This window comes from Ornithinibacillus jepli, assembly GCF_047228935.1.
Classification (GTDB): domain Bacteria; phylum Bacillota; class Bacilli; order Bacillales; family Amphibacillaceae; genus Ornithinibacillus.
Genome location: NZ_JBFEGG010000004.1, coordinates 72,729 through 91,677, shown reverse-complemented (window position 1 = coordinate 91,677; position 18,949 = coordinate 72,729). Strand labels below are relative to the sequence as shown.

17 protein-coding genes are annotated in these 18,949 nt (G+C 39.3%); all 17 read right to left on the bottom strand.

What is annotated here, in order from left to right:
- Positions 1 to 241 precede the first annotated feature (241 nt).
- On the bottom strand, positions 242 to 919 hold the full coding sequence (pcrB, locus tag AB1K81_RS14910) for a heptaprenylglyceryl phosphate synthase (protein WP_412977622.1): 678 nt from the start codon (positions 917 to 919) through the stop codon (positions 242 to 244).
- Between the two features lie 216 nt (positions 920 to 1,135).
- Positions 1,136 to 2,332, bottom strand: a complete 1,197-nt coding sequence (locus tag AB1K81_RS14905) for a class I SAM-dependent rRNA methyltransferase (RefSeq protein ID WP_412977466.1) — start codon at positions 2,330 to 2,332, stop codon at positions 1,136 to 1,138.
- A gap of 152 nt (positions 2,333 to 2,484) precedes the next feature.
- Positions 2,485 to 2,781: a YerC/YecD family TrpR-related protein gene (locus AB1K81_RS14900; protein WP_412977465.1), complete on the bottom strand. Its 297-nt coding sequence runs from the start codon at positions 2,779 to 2,781 to the stop codon at positions 2,485 to 2,487.
- Between the two features lie 18 nt (positions 2,782 to 2,799).
- Complete coding sequence (locus AB1K81_RS14895) at positions 2,800 to 3,861, bottom strand: DUF3048 domain-containing protein (RefSeq protein ID WP_412977464.1); 1,062 nt, start codon at positions 3,859 to 3,861, stop codon at positions 2,800 to 2,802.
- A 51-nt stretch (positions 3,862 to 3,912) separates the two neighbouring features.
- Positions 3,913 to 5,646: an adenine deaminase C-terminal domain-containing protein gene (locus AB1K81_RS14890; protein WP_412977463.1), complete on the bottom strand. Its 1,734-nt coding sequence runs from the start codon at positions 5,644 to 5,646 to the stop codon at positions 3,913 to 3,915.
- Positions 5,647 to 5,865: 219 nt separating this feature from the next.
- Positions 5,866 to 7,125: a phosphoribosylamine--glycine ligase gene (purD, locus tag AB1K81_RS14885; protein ID WP_412977462.1), complete on the bottom strand. Its 1,260-nt coding sequence runs from the start codon at positions 7,123 to 7,125 to the stop codon at positions 5,866 to 5,868.
- A 15-nt stretch (positions 7,126 to 7,140) separates the two neighbouring features.
- Positions 7,141 to 8,670 carry a bifunctional phosphoribosylaminoimidazolecarboxamide formyltransferase/IMP cyclohydrolase gene (purH, locus tag AB1K81_RS14880; RefSeq protein WP_412977461.1) on the bottom strand — a complete coding sequence of 510 codons (1,530 nt, stop codon included), beginning with the start codon at positions 8,668 to 8,670 and terminating at the stop codon, positions 7,141 to 7,143.
- A 413-nt stretch (positions 8,671 to 9,083) separates the two neighbouring features.
- Positions 9,084 to 9,668: a phosphoribosylglycinamide formyltransferase gene (purN, locus tag AB1K81_RS14875; RefSeq protein ID WP_412977460.1), complete on the bottom strand. Its 585-nt coding sequence runs from the start codon at positions 9,666 to 9,668 to the stop codon at positions 9,084 to 9,086.
- Positions 9,661 to 10,683 carry a phosphoribosylformylglycinamidine cyclo-ligase gene (purM, locus tag AB1K81_RS14870; protein WP_412977459.1) on the bottom strand — a complete coding sequence of 341 codons (1,023 nt, stop codon included), beginning with the start codon at positions 10,681 to 10,683 and terminating at the stop codon, positions 9,661 to 9,663. The genes purN and purM overlap by 8 nt, the downstream gene beginning before the upstream one ends.
- A 13-nt stretch (positions 10,684 to 10,696) precedes the next feature.
- A complete protein-coding gene (gene purF, locus AB1K81_RS14865; protein ID WP_412977458.1) occupies positions 10,697 to 12,106 on the bottom strand; it encodes an amidophosphoribosyltransferase in 1,410 nt (469 codons plus the stop codon).
- Complete coding sequence (gene purL / locus AB1K81_RS14860; protein WP_412977457.1) at positions 12,091 to 14,310, bottom strand: phosphoribosylformylglycinamidine synthase subunit PurL; 2,220 nt, start codon at positions 14,308 to 14,310, stop codon at positions 12,091 to 12,093. The genes purF and purL overlap by 16 nt, the downstream gene beginning before the upstream one ends.
- Positions 14,294 to 14,980: a phosphoribosylformylglycinamidine synthase subunit PurQ gene (gene purQ / locus AB1K81_RS14855; protein WP_412977456.1), complete on the bottom strand. Its 687-nt coding sequence runs from the start codon at positions 14,978 to 14,980 to the stop codon at positions 14,294 to 14,296. Before purQ ends, purL begins: the two co-directional genes overlap by 17 nt.
- Positions 14,977 to 15,228, bottom strand: coding sequence for a phosphoribosylformylglycinamidine synthase subunit PurS (gene purS, locus AB1K81_RS14850; protein ID WP_412977455.1), 252 nt, complete (start codon positions 15,226 to 15,228; stop codon positions 14,977 to 14,979). The genes purQ and purS overlap by 4 nt, the downstream gene beginning before the upstream one ends.
- The gene (gene purC / locus AB1K81_RS14845) at positions 15,225 to 15,938 is read right to left on the bottom strand and encodes a phosphoribosylaminoimidazolesuccinocarboxamide synthase (RefSeq protein WP_412977454.1); all 714 of its coding nucleotides are present in this window, start codon (positions 15,936 to 15,938) and stop codon (positions 15,225 to 15,227) included. The genes purS and purC overlap by 4 nt, the downstream gene beginning before the upstream one ends.
- 10 nt (positions 15,939 to 15,948) lie before the next feature.
- Entirely contained in the window at positions 15,949 to 17,244 is a 1,296-nt protein-coding gene (purB, locus tag AB1K81_RS14840) for an adenylosuccinate lyase (protein ID WP_412977453.1), read from the bottom strand.
- Complete coding sequence (purK, locus tag AB1K81_RS14835) at positions 17,241 to 18,362, bottom strand: 5-(carboxyamino)imidazole ribonucleotide synthase (RefSeq protein ID WP_412977452.1); 1,122 nt, start codon at positions 18,360 to 18,362, stop codon at positions 17,241 to 17,243. Before purK ends, purB begins: the two co-directional genes overlap by 4 nt.
- Positions 18,349 to 18,840 (bottom strand): 5-(carboxyamino)imidazole ribonucleotide mutase, encoded by a 492-nt coding sequence (gene purE, locus AB1K81_RS14830; protein ID WP_412977450.1) that lies wholly within the window; start codon positions 18,838 to 18,840, stop codon positions 18,349 to 18,351. The genes purK and purE overlap by 14 nt, the downstream gene beginning before the upstream one ends.
- Positions 18,841 to 18,949: the final 109 nt, after the last annotated feature.

The following is an 18,949-nucleotide window of genomic DNA, read 5'->3' as shown; positions in this document are numbered from 1 at the left end:
AAACACCTTCCTTTTTTACAATCCTTCTGGCCATACCCGTGGCTTGTATACACTTCGCTTTCACTTCCAGTACAAGTGCGACATCTGCTCGAAAGTACCTCACAGTGTCTTCTTTGCCGCGGGCGGCTGGTAAGCCTCCTCGGAGCTAAAGCTCCTGTGGGGTCATCCCGCAGGAGTCTTCGTGTATACAAGCCACTCAGTGCTATATTTTTGTTACAATTATTAAATGAAGAAGCTTAATTCAACTACCCTTAACAGCCTCTACTGTTTTTAGGGCTTGTTTTAGATTGGTGTAGATGCTGTTACCTATGACGATGATGTCTGCGTGTTGTTTCATTTCTTTTGCTTGTTCGGCTGTTTCGATGCCTCCGCCGTAGAATAGGAGCGTGTTTTTTAGTTCTGCACTAACCTTTTTTACGAGTTCGGGGGTGCCGTATTTTCCGCTATATTCTACATAAAAAATTGGAAGATGAAATACATTTTCTGCCATGTAAGCATAAGCAATTACATCCTCATCACTTGGAAGCTTACAGTTTGTATGGTGAAATACCTTTGCTTCCTCGTTCAAGACACAATAACCTTCTACAAAAATTTCATCCCAATTCATAACATCTTTATATTCTTTAATCGCCTCATGCTGAATATCCATCATCCATTTTTTCTCTGTACTATTCATAACCATCGGAATGTAGTAATAATCAAATCCTGGTGTAATAGCATCCATAGTAGAAATTTCTAGGATAACAGGAACAGTATATCTCCGTATACTGGATAATAAATCCAATACGCCATCAAGGGTTACGTCATCTGTTCCTCCAACAATAATTGCGTCCGTACCAGATTCACAGATTAACTCTAAATCCTCATCATCAATTTCTTTTGCTGGATCAAGCTTAAATACATGCTTCCATTCTTTCATATTTGTATACAAGAGTCTAATCCTCCATCACTATTTTTCCATGAATTCATTATAGCAAAAAATAGACTACCAATTGAGTGATATGATAAGTTTTTTTGGAATGGTTAAAAGCTATTAAATTCTTGGAATTACAGATATTTTGCATTATTCGATTTTACTTAAAATGAAAAACCCCTTAAGTCACCACTTCTTGGCCAAACGTAAGGGGAGATTCGCTTATTGTACTTTTCTCACAAACACTACCTTTAAATAGTTACCTTCAGGAAATTCTTTAATCGTCCTAAAATCTTCTGGAAGCGAAAATTGTTCTAACTCTTTATATTTAAAACCTGTTTCCTGAAATGCCTTTTGTATAAACCCTTTGAACTTGTCCATACCAAACGCACTACTATTCGTAGATGCAACGATTACACCATTATCCTCTGTTATCGCGATTGCTTCTTTCAGTAAGTCTTTATAGTCTTTATCCGCACTAAACACATTCTTTTTTGATCTAGCAAAGCTCGGTGGATCAAGTACGACTAGATCAAATTTTAATTGTTTCCGTCCGGCATATTTAAAATATTTGAACACGTCTTCCACGATAATATCTTGTGCTTCATAATCAATGCCATTTAAACTAAATTGTTCAATCGTTTTAGGCTTACTACGGTTAGCAAGGTCAACACTTGTCGTTTTTACCGCTCCACCTAAAGAAGCAAATATAGAAAACGCACCAGTATAGGAAAAAGTATTTAACATATTCGTACCTTTTGCATATTTATCGCGAATTGTTTTTCTAACTTCACGTTGATCTAAAAATACTCCGACCATTGCTCCTTCATTTAAATATACCGCAAAATTAACGCCATTTTCTTTTATAATTAACGGAAACTCCCCGCGCTCACCTGTAACGAAATCATCATCTTCCATATACTGACCCTTAGCATCAAAACGTTTTTTCTGATAGATTCCTTTATAATCTACTGCCTCTTTTAAAGCTCCAATGATTGCATGGCGAAATTCATATATCCCTTTGCTGTACCAATTAATGAGATAAAAGCCATCGAAATAGTCAATCGTAATTCCGCCAACTCCATCTCCTTCGCCATTAAAAATACGAAATGCAGTCGTTGCATCATCCGAAAATAAATGCTCTCTTCTATGTAGTGCTGCAGTTATTTTATTTTTAAAGAATGGGATATCAAACTTTTCATGCTCATTTTTACTCAATAGCCACCCGTATCCTTTGTTTTGCTTCCCGTAGTAGCCTTTAGCTATAAATGCATTCTTTTCGTCTATTAAATTTACGATAGTACCTTCTTCTTTTAAAACTTTTAGATTACTAATTGCATCAGCTAATATAAGCGGGAACCCACTACGATACTTCCTCGTAAAATTAGGTTTTACTTTTAAACTTACGGTGTGTGTCATTACATTCAATCCATTCAAGTTTTTTTGTTAGAAAATTAATTGTACCATATAGTATTTTCAAATATTTACATCCTTATAATTCGGAAGTGTAAATAAAAATAAATAGCCCGTATCCTTTATGCGAACTAAAGAATACAGGCTAAAACTCTAGTTTATTCTTTTTCCATCGTCCGTTCTAGTACCAACTTATACCCGTCACTACCATAATCAATACATCTTCTAACTCTTGATATCGTAGCTGTTGATGCTTTTGTTTCTTTTTCAATCGTTTTATACGTAAAGCCCTCGGTCAGCATTTTGGCAACTTGGAGTCGTTGTGCAAGGGACTGAATTTCACCCATTGTTGCGATGTCGTCAAAGAATTTATAACATTCTTCTCTATCCTTTAAAGAAAGAATGGCATCAAATAAATTGTCCAGCGCTTCCCCACGTAGTTTATCAATTTGCATTACGCAACCTCCTATTCCCTACTTAATCGTAACGGACTCTTCCATACCTGGGCTAATTGGAACTACATTAATCCATGTTTTACCTGGTACAAAGCCAACAACCTCACCATTTTTAACTGGAACTATCTTTCCACTGCGATTCTCCCATTTAAGCTGTTGAACTTTTCCTTTTTGAATTAGATAAGCATCTCCACCAGCATAAAAGTCAATTGCTCTACGCCCTGAATCATCAATTACTTCATGATAGGTTTCCACAATGAATATATTATCTACTTTAATCGGATCACCAGTATTGAGCTCTACTGTCATCTCACTATCATTATAACGCGTATATTTCTCTGTTGTAGTATTATATTCATATTCAACAATTTCCATTGGATTATTCGAGTATACAATTTCGACAGAGTTTGCTGCACTTCCATCTATAGATTCTATTTTATCCTCTGTTAAAAAAGGCATTGGACTGTGTTCTGCAGTTACCTCATAACCAAGGTCACTAGCTACATTGTACACATTATGAAATAAAAGGTACGAATTATGTGGAGCCACACGGAATGATTCCCGCTTAAATAATTTACCATCATTGTCATAGATTGCACCATCGATATGATCAATTCCTCGGTTATCAAGCATATCATTTACAATACCAGCAGCTCCATGATAGACATATAACGCACCATATCGATTAGCTAAATCGAAATAGTATTCACGAGCACTACGAACAGGTCCAACAACATCAGGAAGATCACTATGGTATAGTGCTAGAAAACGGGTGATCATACCTTCAGCTAAAATTTCGAATACTACATCTGCTTGAGATAGCCCGGTTTGTGGTCTAGCGTTGCCATGGTTATTTACCATAATACCAACAATGCGATGGTCAACACTTTCATTCGTACCAATACCAGTTAATGGATAAACATTGGCGAATTGCGCTGGCTCTTCAACTTCTTCCTCTTGACCGATATTCACATCTTCCATTTCCTCTTCCGTTCTATTTCCAACGGATTCTTGCTCTGTATCGCAAGCAACTAACAACACTGCTATTGATAAAAACAGTATTAGCATTAGTTTTCTCATGTTCCCAACACCTTTGTCTAATCTTTTTAGTATCACTTATTCCATTATATGTTAACGCATTGTTGCTGGGAAGAGTACTTCTCGTTTCTTAATATCCAAGACTCCTTCTTGCGTTATACGAATATATGGTAAATGGGTGGACGATAAAAAGAGAATACTATATATCGGATCATTAAATTGATAGCCGAATTCAAGTAATTTTTCTTTTAACTGTTTCTCCTTTTCAATTAACTCATCCATACTACCACTAAACAGTTTTCCACCTAATAATAAAGGAAGCTCCGTCACGATTTCACCATCGTGTACTAGAACGATTCCACCACCTAATTCCTTTAACCGATTCCATGCAAGAAGCATATCGTTCTTATTCTTTCCAATAAATACTAAGTCACCCGTTTGTGAAAATGAGCTGACTAAACCTCCTAGGTTCTTCGTAAATCCTCGAATCGTTGTATTAACTCGCCACTCGCCATTTCTGTCTAATAGTAATAAAAACGCGTCATTACGTGAATCTGGTAACTTGTTAACTGTAATATCAGTTTGAATCGGATAAGGTTTAATAATGACATCGTTTATCATATCAAGCCCAATCGGTATCGAAAACTGTAAATCATTAATACTCATCTCCCAATCAAATGTAAGTGGCTCTATTTTATATTTTTTCCAGTTAATATACGAAGGTAGTTTTTGAACTTCACCATCTCTTACAATCCACTTCCCTTTTGCTAATACACTTTCCGGGTGCGGATTATCCTTACTTTGTAATATGTTAATATTTGCAATTCTGCCTGGAGCTATACACCCTAGCTTTTCTTCTAAATGGAAATGCTTTGCCACATTAAATGAAGCCATCCGATATGCATCTTCAATCGGTACTCCTTTTTGAATAGCAATATCAATACACACGTTCATTAATCCATTCTCATAAAAGCCAGGTGTTCCTCCATCTGTTGTCATTGTAAGCTGATCAAAATTCGTTAATCCCGCTTCTAGTATTTCCTCTAATAAATGCGGGAGATCTGGGCGAATCGAAGAATACCGTAGCCCCACCTGATATCCAAGCTTAAGTCGATTCATGACATCCTTACCACTTATCGATTCATGATCAGCAGACACGCCTAGTAGCTTTAGCTTTGTTAACGTGTTTTCCGATGCCCCCGGGAGATGTCCTTCTACACGTTTACCTTTTCTCTTGGTTTCTTGAATCCAATATAATAATCTATCATCACCATTTAATAGACTTGGCCAACCTGTTAATTCCCCACCTTGGATAACGGATGGATGATCCAACCATTCTAGTATATCTTCTGTATTGAACAATTTATCCTCATCAACTAACGCAGTTTGCGGGTCAAGTCGGCACCACCAATACATCGAGATAGGAAGTTTATCAAATTCCGAGATAATCGAAAACGCTTTCTTTTTATTTAATAAAAAAAGCCATGATAAATTATCATTAACTAATGTGGTTGTTCCGAATTTTGCGGCATGTTTCGCTAAATTTTCTGGATTGTATAATTGAAAAGGATGTGCATGGGGCTCCATATAACCAGGAACAAGAAATTTCCCTGTACAATCCATTGTTTCTTTAGCTTGTTCAGGAAGTTTATCCCCAACATAAATGATCCGCTCATTGTAAACCCAAATGTTGGCTGTTAACCATTGATTTAAGTACATATTTAAATAAGTAGCATTTTTAAGTACTAGTGTTGGGGCGATGCTTTCTTCTAGTACTTTTACATGTTTACGAAGTTCAATATTTCTCCAATGTCCATTTTCTAACATAGGCAACTCTCCAAATTTTTTCTTTTTCCAATTGTATCACAATTCGCGCTTTATTACTGTAAAGTTTTTGTCAATTGCAGTGACATTTTTGTGACAAATTTTGGATAAAGTAGGAGTATAAATTTAAAAAACTCATATTTACTCGTCTATTGGAAAAGTTTGTATTTTCCCGGATGGATGGATGTATATATATTATCATTTCCACAAAAAAAGACACTCCTATTTAAGAGTATCTTCCTTCAACTTACCGATATCTGTTCGGTAAAAAAATCCTTTTAGTTCTTCATTTGGAGGTAACGTAGAATATACTAATTTACCAGCATCCTCTAATGATGTACGTTTAGCACCTACTAAGAGCACCCTACCCCCGTTTGAGACAAAGGCCGTTTCCGTTTTATTTACACCCGCATACACAACAAATGATTCCCCAGCCAAGGCAGGTAGTGGGGTATTCTTTTGATATGGACCTGGATATCCTTCTGAAGCGAGAACTACTCCTAAACACGACTGTTCTTCCCAAGTAAGCTCTGGATTTTTCCCATCTAATACATCAAGGAATACTTGTAGTAAATCATTTTTCAGAAGTGGTAACACGACTTGTGTTTCTGGATCACCAAATCTTGCATTAAACTCGATAACCTTTGGCCCAGCCTCTGTCATAATAAGACCCGCATATAAAATCCCCGTAAAGGAACGACCTTCTGTGACTAACCCACTTGCGGCCTTTTGCAAAATCTCTTTGGTAGCATATTGAATAACTTCATCTGTAATATCAGGAACTGGGGCATACGCTCCCATTCCACCCGTATTCGGACCCTCATCATGATCAAATGCACGCTTATGATCACGAGCAGGAATCATCGGATAAACATGTTCTCCGTGAACAAATGCCATTAACGAAAATTCATTTCCTGCTAGAAATTCCTCAATAACTACCTTCGCGCCTGCCTCAGAGAAAGCCTTTGAAATTAGCATATCATCGATAGCCTGGAATGCTTGCTCGGTCGTTTCCGCAACTACGACCCCTTTGCCTGCAGCTAGTCCGTCTGCCTTAATCACGATAGGAGCACCTTTTTCGATAATATATGCTTTTGCTTTATTTGCATCAGTAAATGTTTCATAGCTTGCCGTAGGGATTTTGTATTTTTTCATTAGTTCCTTTGCAAAGCTCTTACTTCCTTCGATTAATGCCGCCTCTTTACTAGGAGCAAAAACACTTAAACCAACCTCATGGAACCCGTTAGCTATTCCTTCTAATAATGGATTTTCTGGACCAACTACTGTAAGACCAATTTCATTATCTTGTGCAAAATGGATTAGTTTTTCTATCTCGGTCTCATTAATCGGCACACATGTTGCAACACTCTCCATCCCAGCATTTCCAGGTGCAACAAAAAGATTATCGATTAAATTACTTTCTGAAAGCTTCATTACAATACTATGCTCACGGCCACCACGACCAATTACAAGAACGTTCATCATTTGGCCCCCTCATTAATGTTTGAAATGACGCATACGTGTATAAACCATGGCTATTCCATGCTCGTTACATACATCAATCGAATCTTGGTCACCCTTCGATCCACCAGGCTGAATAATTGCCGTTACTCCTGCTTTGATCGCTTCTTCCACCGTATCAGGCATTGGGAAAAAGGCATCCGATGCAAGTACTGAACCAACTACTTTATCACCAGCTTGCTCAATCGCAATTCGAGCAGCCCCGACACGATTCATCTGTCCTGCTCCAACACCAATGGTTTGGTTATTTTTTGCTAACACAATCGCATTGGACTTCACGTGTTTCACAGCCTTCCAAGCAAATAAAAGATTTTCAAGTTCTTCTTCTGATGGAGCTCTTTCCGTCACAACTTCTAGGTCACCTTTACTAACACTAGCAATATCTTTCGTTTGAATTAGTACTCCGCCATCAACTGTTGTTAACTTAAAGCTCTCATCTTTCTGTGCCATTTCCATTGTTAACAGACGAATATTCTTTTTGCGAGTTAAGATTTCCAGCGCTTTTTCGGAAAAGCTCGGTGCAATCACGATTTCAAGAAAAATCTCACTTAATTTTTCTGCGGTATCGGAATCTACCTCTCTATTTAAAGCAACAATACCGCCGAAAATGGAAACAGCGTCAGCATCAAATGCTAGCTGAAAAGCATCCGCAATCGATTCACCCATTCCAACTCCACAAGGATTCATATGCTTCACCGCAACAGCTGTTGGCAGGTCATATTCCGCTAATATCTCTACCGCTGCATTGGCGTCTTGGATATTGTTGTAAGAAAGCTCTTTACCATGTAACTGCTTAGCCGTAGCAAGACTCATGCCATTTTGGACTGGATTTTTGTAAAACGCAGCTTCTTGATGTGGGTTCTCTCCATATCTTAAGGTCTGAACTTTTTCATATGTAACAGTATAAGTCTCAGGGAACTTCTCACCTGTTTGTGATAAAAAGTAGTTTGCTATAATTGCATCATAGTTTGCCGTATGACGGAACACTTTTGCAGCAAGCTTTTGACGGAAATCTAGATTAATCGTGGTTGTTTTTAATCCTTCTAGAATAGCGTTATAATCTCCAGGGTCGACTACAACGATGACATCCTCAAAATTCTTAGCAGCAGAGCGTAACATAGTAGGTCCACCAATATCAATATTTTCGATAATATCCTCTCTCGTAACCCCTTCTGAAACAAGCGTTTGTTTGAATGGATAAAGATTAACAACTACAATATCGATTGGCCCTATTTCATTAGCTTCCATTTGCTCCAGATGATTAGGATTCGAACGCTTCCCTAGTAATCCCCCATGTACCTTAGGGTGAAGTGTCTTTAAACGACCATCTAAAATTTCCGGAAATCCAGTTACTTGATCAATGGAGACAGCTGGAATACTAGCATTCTGTAATGCCTTTAACGTACCACCTGTAGAAACAATCTCATAATCTAGTTCTACTAAACCTTGGGCAAATTCAACGATATTCTGTTTATCAGAAACACTAATTAATGCACGTTTTTTCATAGTTACACTCCTAGCTTATTTCAGGTATTGAAACTCTTTTGATATTTTCTCGGTTCGGGGTTCATGCTCCCGCTTTTCGGGCTCATCTCTTTTCAGTTTGGGAGCATCCTCGCGTTTTTCGGGCTCATCTTGCTCCTGCTTGGGAGCATCTTCACACTTTTCAGGCTCATCTGTTTTTGGTTGGGAGCATCTTCACGTTTTTCGGGCTCATCTGTTCCTGCTTGGGAGCATCTTCACGTTTTTCGGGCGCATCTGTTCCTACTTGGGAGCATCATCACGTCTATCGGGCTCATCTGTTCCTGCTTGGGAGCATCTTCACGTTTTCCGGGCTCATCTGTTCCTGCTTGGGAGCATCTTCACGTTTTCCGGGCTCATCTGCACCTGCTTGGGAGCATCTTCAAAGGATAAAGTTATTAATCCACCGTATTGAATTCACTCAAACACACTACCTCATTAATCACCCGCGGATACAACACATGCTCCACTGCCTGTATTCGGGCTTTCAAGGAAGTTTCTGTATCCCCAGGGAACACAGGCACTTTTTCTTGTGCAATAATTGGACCTGTATCCATCCCCTCATCAATATAATGAACGGTAACTCCTGTAACGTTCGCACCTGCTTGAAATGCTTGACCAATAGCGTCTTTACCAGGGAAAGCTGGTAAAAGCGATGGATGGATATTTAACATTTTCCCTTCGTATGCTTCTAATAGTGACTTACCTACTAACCGCATATATCCTGCTAAAAAGATCCATTCCACATCATGACTACGAACAGCTTGCAATACCTCTGCTTCATACTCCGTTTTAGAACTAAAGTCCTTAGGATTTAAAACAAACGTTTGTACACCAAATTGCTCCGCCTTTTCAATCACTTTAGCACCCGGTTTGTCACAAACTAGAAGGACAATTTCACAAGCTAAGTTTTCACTTTTCATTATCGCTTCAAAGTTGCTTCCAGTTCCTGAGGCAAACACTGCTGCTTTTACTTTACTCATAACGGAAATGTACTCCCTCATTTGCCACTACTTGCCCGATAACTGATGCATTTTCTCCAGAATCTGCTAACAGATTTAAAGCACGGTCTACATCTTCTTGGGAAACAACAATGGCCATACCAATTCCCATATTGAATACTCCAAACATGTCCTCCATTGTCATCTCGCCATTTTCTTGAAGGAATGTAAAAATCTCTAGTATCTCCCAGCTTCCAACAACTAAATCAACACCTAATCCAGCCGGTAGGATCCTTGGAATATTTTCATAGAAACCTCCACCGGTAATGTGAGAGATTCCTTTTACCGATACATCACGCAACAGTCGATTTACTGGTTTCGCATAAATCTTCGTCGGCTCCATCAACCACTCGCCAAGTGGCTTGGATAGTCCAGCTGGAGTCCCACGCAAATCCAATCCTTCAACCAGTTTGCGCACTAATGAATAGCCATTAGAGTGAATACCACTAGAAGGTAGCCCAATGACAACATCACCTGCTTGTATCGATTCCCCAGTAACAAGCGCCGACTTATCAGCAATACCAACGACAAATCCAGCTAAATCATATTCATTTTCCCCGTACATACCTGGCATTTCTGCCGTTTCTCCACCAATTAAAGCTGCTCCAGCACTCACGCAGCCCTCTGCAATTCCGGAAACAATCTGCTCAATTCGAGCTGGATCATTTTTGCCACAAGCAATGTAATCAAGGAAGAATAGGCTCTTTGCACCCTGCGCAACGATATCATTTACACACATGGCAACTAAGTCGATACCAACTGTGTCATGTTTATCTAACTCAAAAGCAAGTTTCAGCTTCGTTCCTACACCATCTGTTCCAGAAACTAATACAGGCTCTTTATATTGGAATGATGTTAGTTCAAACAATCCGGCAAAAGCACCAATTCCGCCAAGTACTTCTGGTCTTGTCGTTTTGGCAATATGCTTTTTCATTCGTTCTACTGCCACGTATCCTGCTTCTACATCGACACCTGCTGCCTTATATACATTTGACACTATGACACGCTCCTTAGCATTTCGTATAGGAAATTTCCAATTGACCTTTTTTCGTTACCGGGTAATTACCGGTCATACACGCCATACAAACCCCTTGGTTTATCGAATCATCTGAAACGATTGCTCTTTCCAAACCATCACTAGATAAATAAGCTAAACTATCTGCGCCAATCATTTCACTAATTTTTTCAATCGAATAATTAGCTGCAATTAATTCCTCTTTCGTAGACATATCGATTCCGTAATAACACGGATTGGTAATAGAAGGTGAAGCGATTCGAACGTGGACTTCCTTCGCTCCTGCTTCCTTCAACATACGGACGATTCGTTTACAAGTCGTTCCACGAACGATGGAATCATCGATCATAATGACACGTTTCCCCTCAACTATGGCACGTACAGGGGAAAGCTTCATTTTTACCCCTTGTTCACGAAGCTCTTGTGAAGGTTGAATGAACGTTCTTCCTGTATAACGATTTTTAATTAAACCCATTTCATATGGAATCCCACTTTGCTCAGCGTAACCAATTGCTGCTGAAATACTGGAATCCGGTACACCTGTTACAATATCTGCCTCAACAGGTGCTTCCTTAGCAAGTTCAATCCCCATTCGCTTACGGGACGCATGGACATTTACCTCATTTAAATTACTATCTGGTCGAGAAAAATAAACATATTCCATCGCACATAAGGCACGTTTCTCCTGCACTGCAAAGCGCGTTGACTCTAATCCCTCATTCGAAATTGTAATTAACTCACCTGGTATAACGTCTCTCTCGTAAGTGGCACCGATAATATCAAATGCAGAAGTCTCCGAAGCTACTACATACGCATCTCCTAATCTACCTATCGATAAAGGGCGTAACCCTTTAGGATCTAAGGCTATATGCATTCTATCTTCCATTAAGAGAATAAATGCATACGCTCCAACCAGTTGACGCAAGGCATCCTTTAACCCATCTAGCGAATCCATATAACCATTTCGCTTTAACAAATGCGCTAGTACTTCTGTGTCCGAGGATGTCTGTAAAATGCTACCTGCCGCTTCTAACTCCCCACGAAGCTCGTAAGCGTTCATGATGTTCCCATTATGAGCAAGTGCCATACTTCCTGATTGCGACCTAAAAAGTAATGGTTGAACATTATCAATCGTTCTTTCTCCTTGTGTTGCATAACGTACGTGTCCAATTGCTGCACGCCCATTTAGCTTGGAAAAGTCCACTCGCTTAAATACATCATTTACTAATCCTTGCCCTTTATGAAGCTTTAGCTCAAGCCCATTCGAAGTGACGACACCAGCACCTTCCTGACCTCGGTGTTGCAAGGCATGAAGACCATAGTAAGTTAATTCTGCTGCTTTCTCATGTCCCCAAATTCCAAAGACACCACATTCTTCATTCAAGCCTCTTATTTCAGCAAGCATGGGATTGCTCCTTTCCAAAGTCGGTGCATTTCCTCAACATTTTCCGATAGTATTTCGCCTTCATTACTTCTAATGGTTAATTGACCGTCAGCTGTTACTAGACCAATTTCTACAGCATCTTCCACCACTTTTTCAAAAGCTTCTTTCATTTCTGGTTTTACACTTACTAGAAAACGAGATTGGGTTTCGCTGAATAATTCCACTACCGCATTTCCAGATACCTGAACATCAGCACCTAATGACGTATCATAAAATAGACATTCTGCAAGGGCCACACCTAATCCACCCTCTGCAAGATCATGAGCTGAAACGACTAATCCGTTTTGAATAGCTTCTAAAACTTTAGCCTGACGTTTTGCTTCCACGTCAAGGTCTATCTCAGGAGCTTTCCCTTCATATATTCCTTGTAATAAATTTTGCAGTTCACTTCCACCGAATTCTTGTCTACTTTCGCCAATAACATAGATAACATCACCAGTATGTTGGAAAAAGCTCGGAGTAATATGCTCAAGTGACTCGTGTAAACCAACCATACCAACAATTGGCGTAGGGAATATTGCTTTTGCTTTTGATTGGTTATATAAAGACACGTTTCCGCTAATAACAGGAGTTCCTAGCACTTCACAAGCTGCACTCATACCTTCTACACTTTTCTCCATTTGCCAAAAAACTTCTGGATTAGTTGGATTACCATAGTTTAATCCGTCCGTTAAGCCAAGAGGTCTTGCACCGGAGCAAATTATGTTTCGTGCAGCTTCTGCTACCGCAATCTTTCCACCTGTTTCTGGATCTAAATAGATATAACGTGAATTACAATCCGTTGTAATAGCAAGAGACTTATTCGTTCCCTTAATTCGGACTACTGCTGCATCTGAACCCGGGCCTGTGACGGTATTCGTTTGTACCATAGAATCATACTGATCATAGACCCACTCTTTACTAGCGATTGTTGGTTGCTGTAGTAATTGTTTTAAAACTGCACCGCAGTCCTCAACAGTCGGTATTTTATTCCCAATCTTCTGAAATTCTTGGTAATACGATGCCTCTTGAGCTGGTAAATAATAGACAGGTGCCTCCTCCGCTAATGCATCAACGGGAATTTCTGCCTGCACTTCACCATGTTGCTTAATACGAAATACTTTTTCCTCAATAACGTGACCTACTGCTACAGCGTTAAGGCCATAGCGTGTAAACACATCTATAATCTCTTGCTCTCTTCCCTTTTTCACAACTAAAAGCATTCGCTCCTGTGATTCAGAAAGCATTAATTCATAAGCAGTCATATTTTGCTCACGTTGTGGAACTAGATCTAAATCCATTTCCATTCCTGTTCCCGCTTTACTAGCCATTTCACTTGCAGATGAAGTTAATCCAGCTGCACCCATATCTTGCATTCCAACAAGTGCATCAGACTGAATGACTTCTAAACAAGCTTCGATTAGTAATTTTTCCATAAAAGGATCGCCTACTTGTACTGCTGGACGATCTTTAGCCGCATCCTCTGCTAAATCATCAGAAGCAAACGTTGCCCCATGAATACCATCACGGCCAGTAGGTGCACCAGCATAAAGAACGGTATTACCAATCCCTGCTGCAATCCCTTTTTGAATTTCATCATGATTAATTAAGCCGATGCACATCGCATTGACTAATGGATTATCCTCATAGGAATCATCGAATTGTACTTCGCCACCAACAGTTGGTATCCCTACACAGTTCCCATAACCAGCAATACCACTTACGACTTCAGAAAATAAATATTTCACACGATCCGTTTTTAAATTACCGAACCTAAGCGAGTTCATTAATGCAATCGGACGAGCACCCATCGAAAAGACATCACGGATAATTCCACCAACCCCAGTTGCCGCACCTTGATAAGGTTCAACTGCTGACGGATGGTTATGACTTTCCATTTTAAATACAACAGCTTGATTGTCGCCAATATCGATAATCCCCGCACCTTCACCTGGACCTTGCAGTACATGAGGTGCTTTCGTAGGGAATTTCTTAAGTAATGGCTTTGAAGTCTTATAGCTACAATGCTCTGACCACATCACCGAGAAGATTCCAGTTTCCGTAAAGTTTGGAAGACGTCCTAAAATAGTTTTAACCATTTCAAATTCTGAACTGCTGAGTCCTATTTCTTGGTATAATTTTTCACGTTCAATTTGCTCTGGGCTGATTTCATGCGTTTGTAACATAATAGGACTCCCTCCATTTTTTCACGATTGATTGGAACAGCTTTAACCCATCATCACTACCTAGAAGTGCTTCCACTGCACGCTCAGGATGCGGCATCATGCCTAACACATTTCCATCTTTATTAATGATTCCAGCTATATTCTCTACCGAACCATTAGGATTGTTTTTATAAGTAAATACGATTTGATTATTTTCTTTTAAATCTTTAAGCGTATCCGAATCACAGAAATAGTTTCCCTCTCCATGAGCTATTGGAAAGCGAACAACTTCTCCCTTTTCATAGCCACTTGTAAACATTGTCTCGTTATTTTCTACAATTAGTTCCTCTTGGTGGCACATAAAGGATAGACCTTTGTTCCGCATTAAAGCTCCCGGAAGAAGCCTAGACTCGGTTAATATTTGAAATCCATTACAAACTCCAAGTACAGGCTTTCCTTTAGCAGCTTGCTCTCTCACTTGATTCATAACATCCGATGTAGCAGCGACTGCGCCGGAACGAAGATAGTCACCGTACGAAAAGCCACCAGGAAGTAGAATCCCATCATAATTTTCTAAATTACTAGTTTGATACCAAACTAAATCCGCTTCCGCACCTAGTACATCCTTTACCGCATGGTACATATCACGGTCACAGTTAGAACCTGGAAAAACGATTACAGCGAATTTCACGAGTGTACAGCCTCCTCCACGTTGAACTGATAATCCTCGATTACAGGATTAGCAAGAAGCTTATCGCACATTTCTTTTACACGCGCTTCCAAGTTCGGTCCATCTTCAACTTGCATCTTGATATATTTCCCAACACGAGCTTCTGCCACTTCGTTAAACCCAAGCGAATTTAAAGATTCTTGAATTGCTTTACCTTGTGGATCAAGTACACCTTGCTTCAATGTAATATACACCGTTACGTTTCTCATACTCTTCGCTCCAGTCGCTGTAAAATTTGTTCATAAACCGTAATTAAATCACCTGTACCTTGACGAAAAACATCTTTATCCATCTTGGCGTCTGTCTCTAAATCCCACAGTCTACATGTATCTGGTGAAATCTCATCGGATAAGACGATACTTCCATTGGGAAGACGACCAAATTCTAATTTAAAGTCTACTAATTTTAAATGAATAGATTGGAAGAATTCTTTTAAAACTGTATTGATTTCTAGTGCTTGTGCTTTTATTTCACGTAATTCTTTATGGGTTACGTCCGTTAAAAGCAGAGCGTGCTCATCATTAATGATTGGATCATCGAGTGTATCATTTTTATAATAAAGTTCTACAAGGCTAGGAATAAAAGGAGTTTTCTCCTCGAACCCTAAACGCTTTGTAATACTTCCTGTTGCCAAGTTACGAACAACTACTTCTAATGGAATAATGTTTGTTTCCATTACGAGCTGCTCCGTTTCATTCAACCGTTTAACAAAATGACTCTTGATGCCTCTTTCATGTAAATAAGGGAAGATTAAGGAAGATATAACATTGTTTAATCTCCCTTTTCCTGGAAAGTTTTCCTTCTTCTTACCATTAAAAGCTGTTGCATCATTTTTATAAGATAACACTAGCTTTTCCGAATCCGTGGAGGAGCGATAAACCTTCTTCGCCTTCCCCTCATATAATAGCTCTGCCTTCATGACGTTCACCTCAATTTAGGCCGATGCGTTCAAAGATCACATCAACATTTTTTAAATGGTACGTATAATCAAAGCAATCCTCTATCTCTTCTTCACTTAGTAAAGTCGTAATGCGGTCTTCCTTTTTCACTAGCTCTCGGAAATGAACTTCTGTTTCCCAAGCTTCCATCGCTTTTGGTTGTACGATGTCATATGCTTCCTCACGGCTCATTCCTTTTTCAATTAGTGCAAGTAGCACTCGTTGTGAAAAAATAACGCCATGAGTCTTATCAATGTTACGCTTCATGTTTTCCGGGAATACCGTTAAGTTTTTCACGATATTGCTGAAACGATTTAACATATAGTTCAGTGCAATTGTTGCATCTGGTAATATAACGCGTTCTGCTGAAGAGTGTGAGATATCACGTTCATGCCAAAGGGAGACATTTTCATATGCCGTTACCATGTAACCACGTATCACTCGCGCCATTCCGGTCATATTTTCAGAGCCAATTGGGTTACGTTTATGTGGCATTGCTGAAGATCCTTTTTGACCTTTTGCGAAAAACTCTTCTACTTCACGAGTTTCTGTTTTTTGTAGCCCACGAATTTCGGTTGCAAACTTTTCAACTGAAGTTGCGATAAGTGCTAACGTTGAAATGTATGCAGCGTGACGATCACGTTGCAACGTTTGCGTTGATACTGGATCTGGAGATAGTCCTAACTTTTCACAAACATATTGTTCAACAAATGGATCGATATTCGCATATGTACCAACTGCTCCTGAAAGCTTACCGAACTCTATATTTTTTGCCGCTAGCTCAAAACGCTCTAGATTACGTTTCATTTCCTCATACCAAAGAGCAAGCTTCAGTCCAAATGTCGTCGGCTCTGCATGAACACCATGAGTTCTTCCCATCATAACCGTATGCTTATGTTCAATAGCTTTGTTTTTTAAGATTTCAATGAAATTAGTTAAGTCTTTACGGATAATCTCATTTGCTTGTTTTAATAGGTAAGAAAGTGCCGTATCGACAACATCTGTAGAGGTTAATCCGTAATGGACCCATTTCCGTTCTTCACCTAACGTTTCGGATACTGCGCGAGTGAATGCGACAACATCATGTCTTGTTTCCTGTTCAATTTCGTAGATGCGATTTATATCAAAGGAAGCGTTTTTACGTAGCTCCACTACATCTTCTTTCGGAATAATACCAAGCTCACTCCACGCTTCACATGCTAAAATTTCAACCTCAAGCCATGCTTTAAATTTATTTTCTTCCGTCCAAATGGATCCCATTTCTTCTCTTGTATAACGTCCTATCATTGTTTTGCCTCCTCAAACTGTTTAACCTGTTCTATGTTGTTTTCTCCAATAAAGGTAATATGCCCCATTTTCCGCTTTGCTTTCGCTTCGTCTTTTCCATATAAATGAACGAATCCTTGATTTACTTTTGCCATTGCTCTTAGGGTAGGTACTACATCTTCCCCTAATATATTTATCATCAAAGAAGGCTCGAGTAAGTTTACTGGAATTAATGGCAACCCACAAATTGCACGAATATGCTGGGCAAACTGTGAAATATTACATGCCTCAATGGTGTAATGCCCGGAATTGTGCGGGCGGGGTGCCATTTCATTTAAATAGATTTCTTCTCCTGAAACAAACATTTCAATAGCGAATGTACCAACGACATTCATCTTATTTGCAAGTAGTGTTGCAGCTTTTCGTGCTTTTTGCTGAACTTCTTCAGAGACATTCGCTGGAGCTGTCGTTTGAAACAAAATATGATTCTTATGTACATTTTCCGCAACTGGGAAAAACTCTATGATACCTGTAGCTGTTCGAGTAAATACAATAGAAATCTCTCTATCAAAGGAAATCCAAGATTCGATAATGCAGTGATTATTTTTCTCTGCAAATTGAATAGCTTCTGGTATATCCGCTTTTGAGTTTAGTTTGAACTGTCCTTTGCCATCGTATCCACCACGACACGTTTTAATTACGACAGGAAAAGATACCTTCTTTAGTGCTTCCTGACATTCCACACCGTTACGAACAATAAAGAATTCTGGAACTGGCAAATGTAATTCTTTCATTAACGTCTTTTCTTTTTCACGATTCTGTGTTACCTCTAGTGCATAAGCTCCTTGTGGCAGCTTTCCTTCTTTTTCAATATAAGTGGCAGCCTGTAAATCCACATTTTCAAATTCATACGTGACAACATCACTTTTAGCTGTTAATTCTTTAATGGCAGCTAAATCATCATATGGAGCGATAATTTGCTCATCTGCTACTTGTGCTGTTGGGCAATTTGGTGCCGGATCTAATACGATAACGCGATAGCCCATGTATTTTGCAGCCATGGCCATCATGCGACCAAGCTGTCCGCCACCAATAATACCGATAGTTTGTGGTGGTAAAATTACATTATTGCTTTGCAAGGTCTTCCCTCATTTCTTCCACTTTTGCTATCATTTCTTTTCGATAGATTGCTAATCTTTCTGCAATATCTTCCTGAAAAGCACCTAGAACCTGTGCCGCAAGTATTCCTGCATTAGTAGCCCCTGCTTTTCCGATTGCAACTGTTGCAGTAGGTACTCCTCCTGGCATCTGTACGATGGAAAGTAATGAATCTAATCCATTCAGTGCTCGGCTTTGAACGGGTACCCCAATAACAGGTAACGTTGTTTGTGAAGCCACCATCCCTGGTAAATGCGCAGCACCACCTGCGCCAGCAATAATTACTTTAAGACCACGCTCGCGAGCCGTTTTCGCATACATAAACATCTCATCAGGTGTTCGATGTGCACTAATCACATCTTTTTCATAACTAATAGTTAAATCATCTAATACAGAACAAGTATGTTTCATTGTTTCCCAATCTGATATACTTCCCATAATTACTCCAACTAAAGCCATTATATTTCCCCTTTCTTTTCAGTGGATATGATTCCTTTTTTTATACCAAGAAAAAGGTCTATTCACCCTCTCCTCGGATGAGAGAAGATGAATAGACCATAATATAAGG

Excerpts from the sequence above, each read along its gene's own strand:
- pcrB (WP_412977622.1), bottom strand. The coding sequence starts at position 919 with ATGAAAGAATGGAAGCATGTATTTAAGCTTGATCCAGCAAAAGAAATT.
- AB1K81_RS14905 (WP_412977466.1), bottom strand. The coding sequence starts at position 2,332 with ATGACACACACCGTAAGTTTAAAAGTAAAACCTAATTTTACGAGGAAG.
- AB1K81_RS14900 (WP_412977465.1), bottom strand. The coding sequence starts at position 2,781 with ATGCAAATTGATAAACTACGTGGGGAAGCGCTGGACAATTTATTTGAT.
- AB1K81_RS14895 (WP_412977464.1), bottom strand. The coding sequence starts at position 3,861 with ATGAGAAAACTAATGCTAATACTGTTTTTATCAATAGCAGTGTTGTTA.
- AB1K81_RS14890 (WP_412977463.1), bottom strand. The coding sequence starts at position 5,646 with ATGTTAGAAAATGGACATTGGAGAAATATTGAACTTCGTAAACATGTA.
- purD (WP_412977462.1), bottom strand. The coding sequence starts at position 7,125 with ATGAACGTTCTTGTAATTGGTCGTGGTGGCCGTGAGCATAGTATTGTA.
- purH (WP_412977461.1), bottom strand. The coding sequence starts at position 8,670 with ATGAAAAAACGTGCATTAATTAGTGTTTCTGATAAACAGAATATCGTT.
- purN (WP_412977460.1), bottom strand. The coding sequence starts at position 9,668 with ATGAGTAAAGTAAAAGCAGCAGTGTTTGCCTCAGGAACTGGAAGCAAC.
- purF (WP_412977458.1), bottom strand. The coding sequence starts at position 12,106 with ATGCTTGCTGAAATAAGAGGCTTGAATGAAGAATGTGGTGTCTTTGGA.
- purL (WP_412977457.1), bottom strand. The coding sequence starts at position 14,310 with ATGTTACAAACGCATGAAATCAGCCCAGAGCAAATTGAACGTGAAAAA.
- purS (WP_412977455.1), bottom strand. The coding sequence starts at position 15,228 with ATGAGAAACGTAACGGTGTATATTACATTGAAGCAAGGTGTACTTGAT.
- purC (WP_412977454.1), bottom strand. The coding sequence starts at position 15,938 with ATGAAGGCAGAGCTATTATATGAGGGGAAGGCGAAGAAGGTTTATCGC.
- purB (WP_412977453.1), bottom strand. The coding sequence starts at position 17,244 with ATGATAGGACGTTATACAAGAGAAGAAATGGGATCCATTTGGACGGAA.
- purE (WP_412977450.1), bottom strand. The coding sequence starts at position 18,840 with ATGGCTTTAGTTGGAGTAATTATGGGAAGTATATCAGATTGGGAAACA.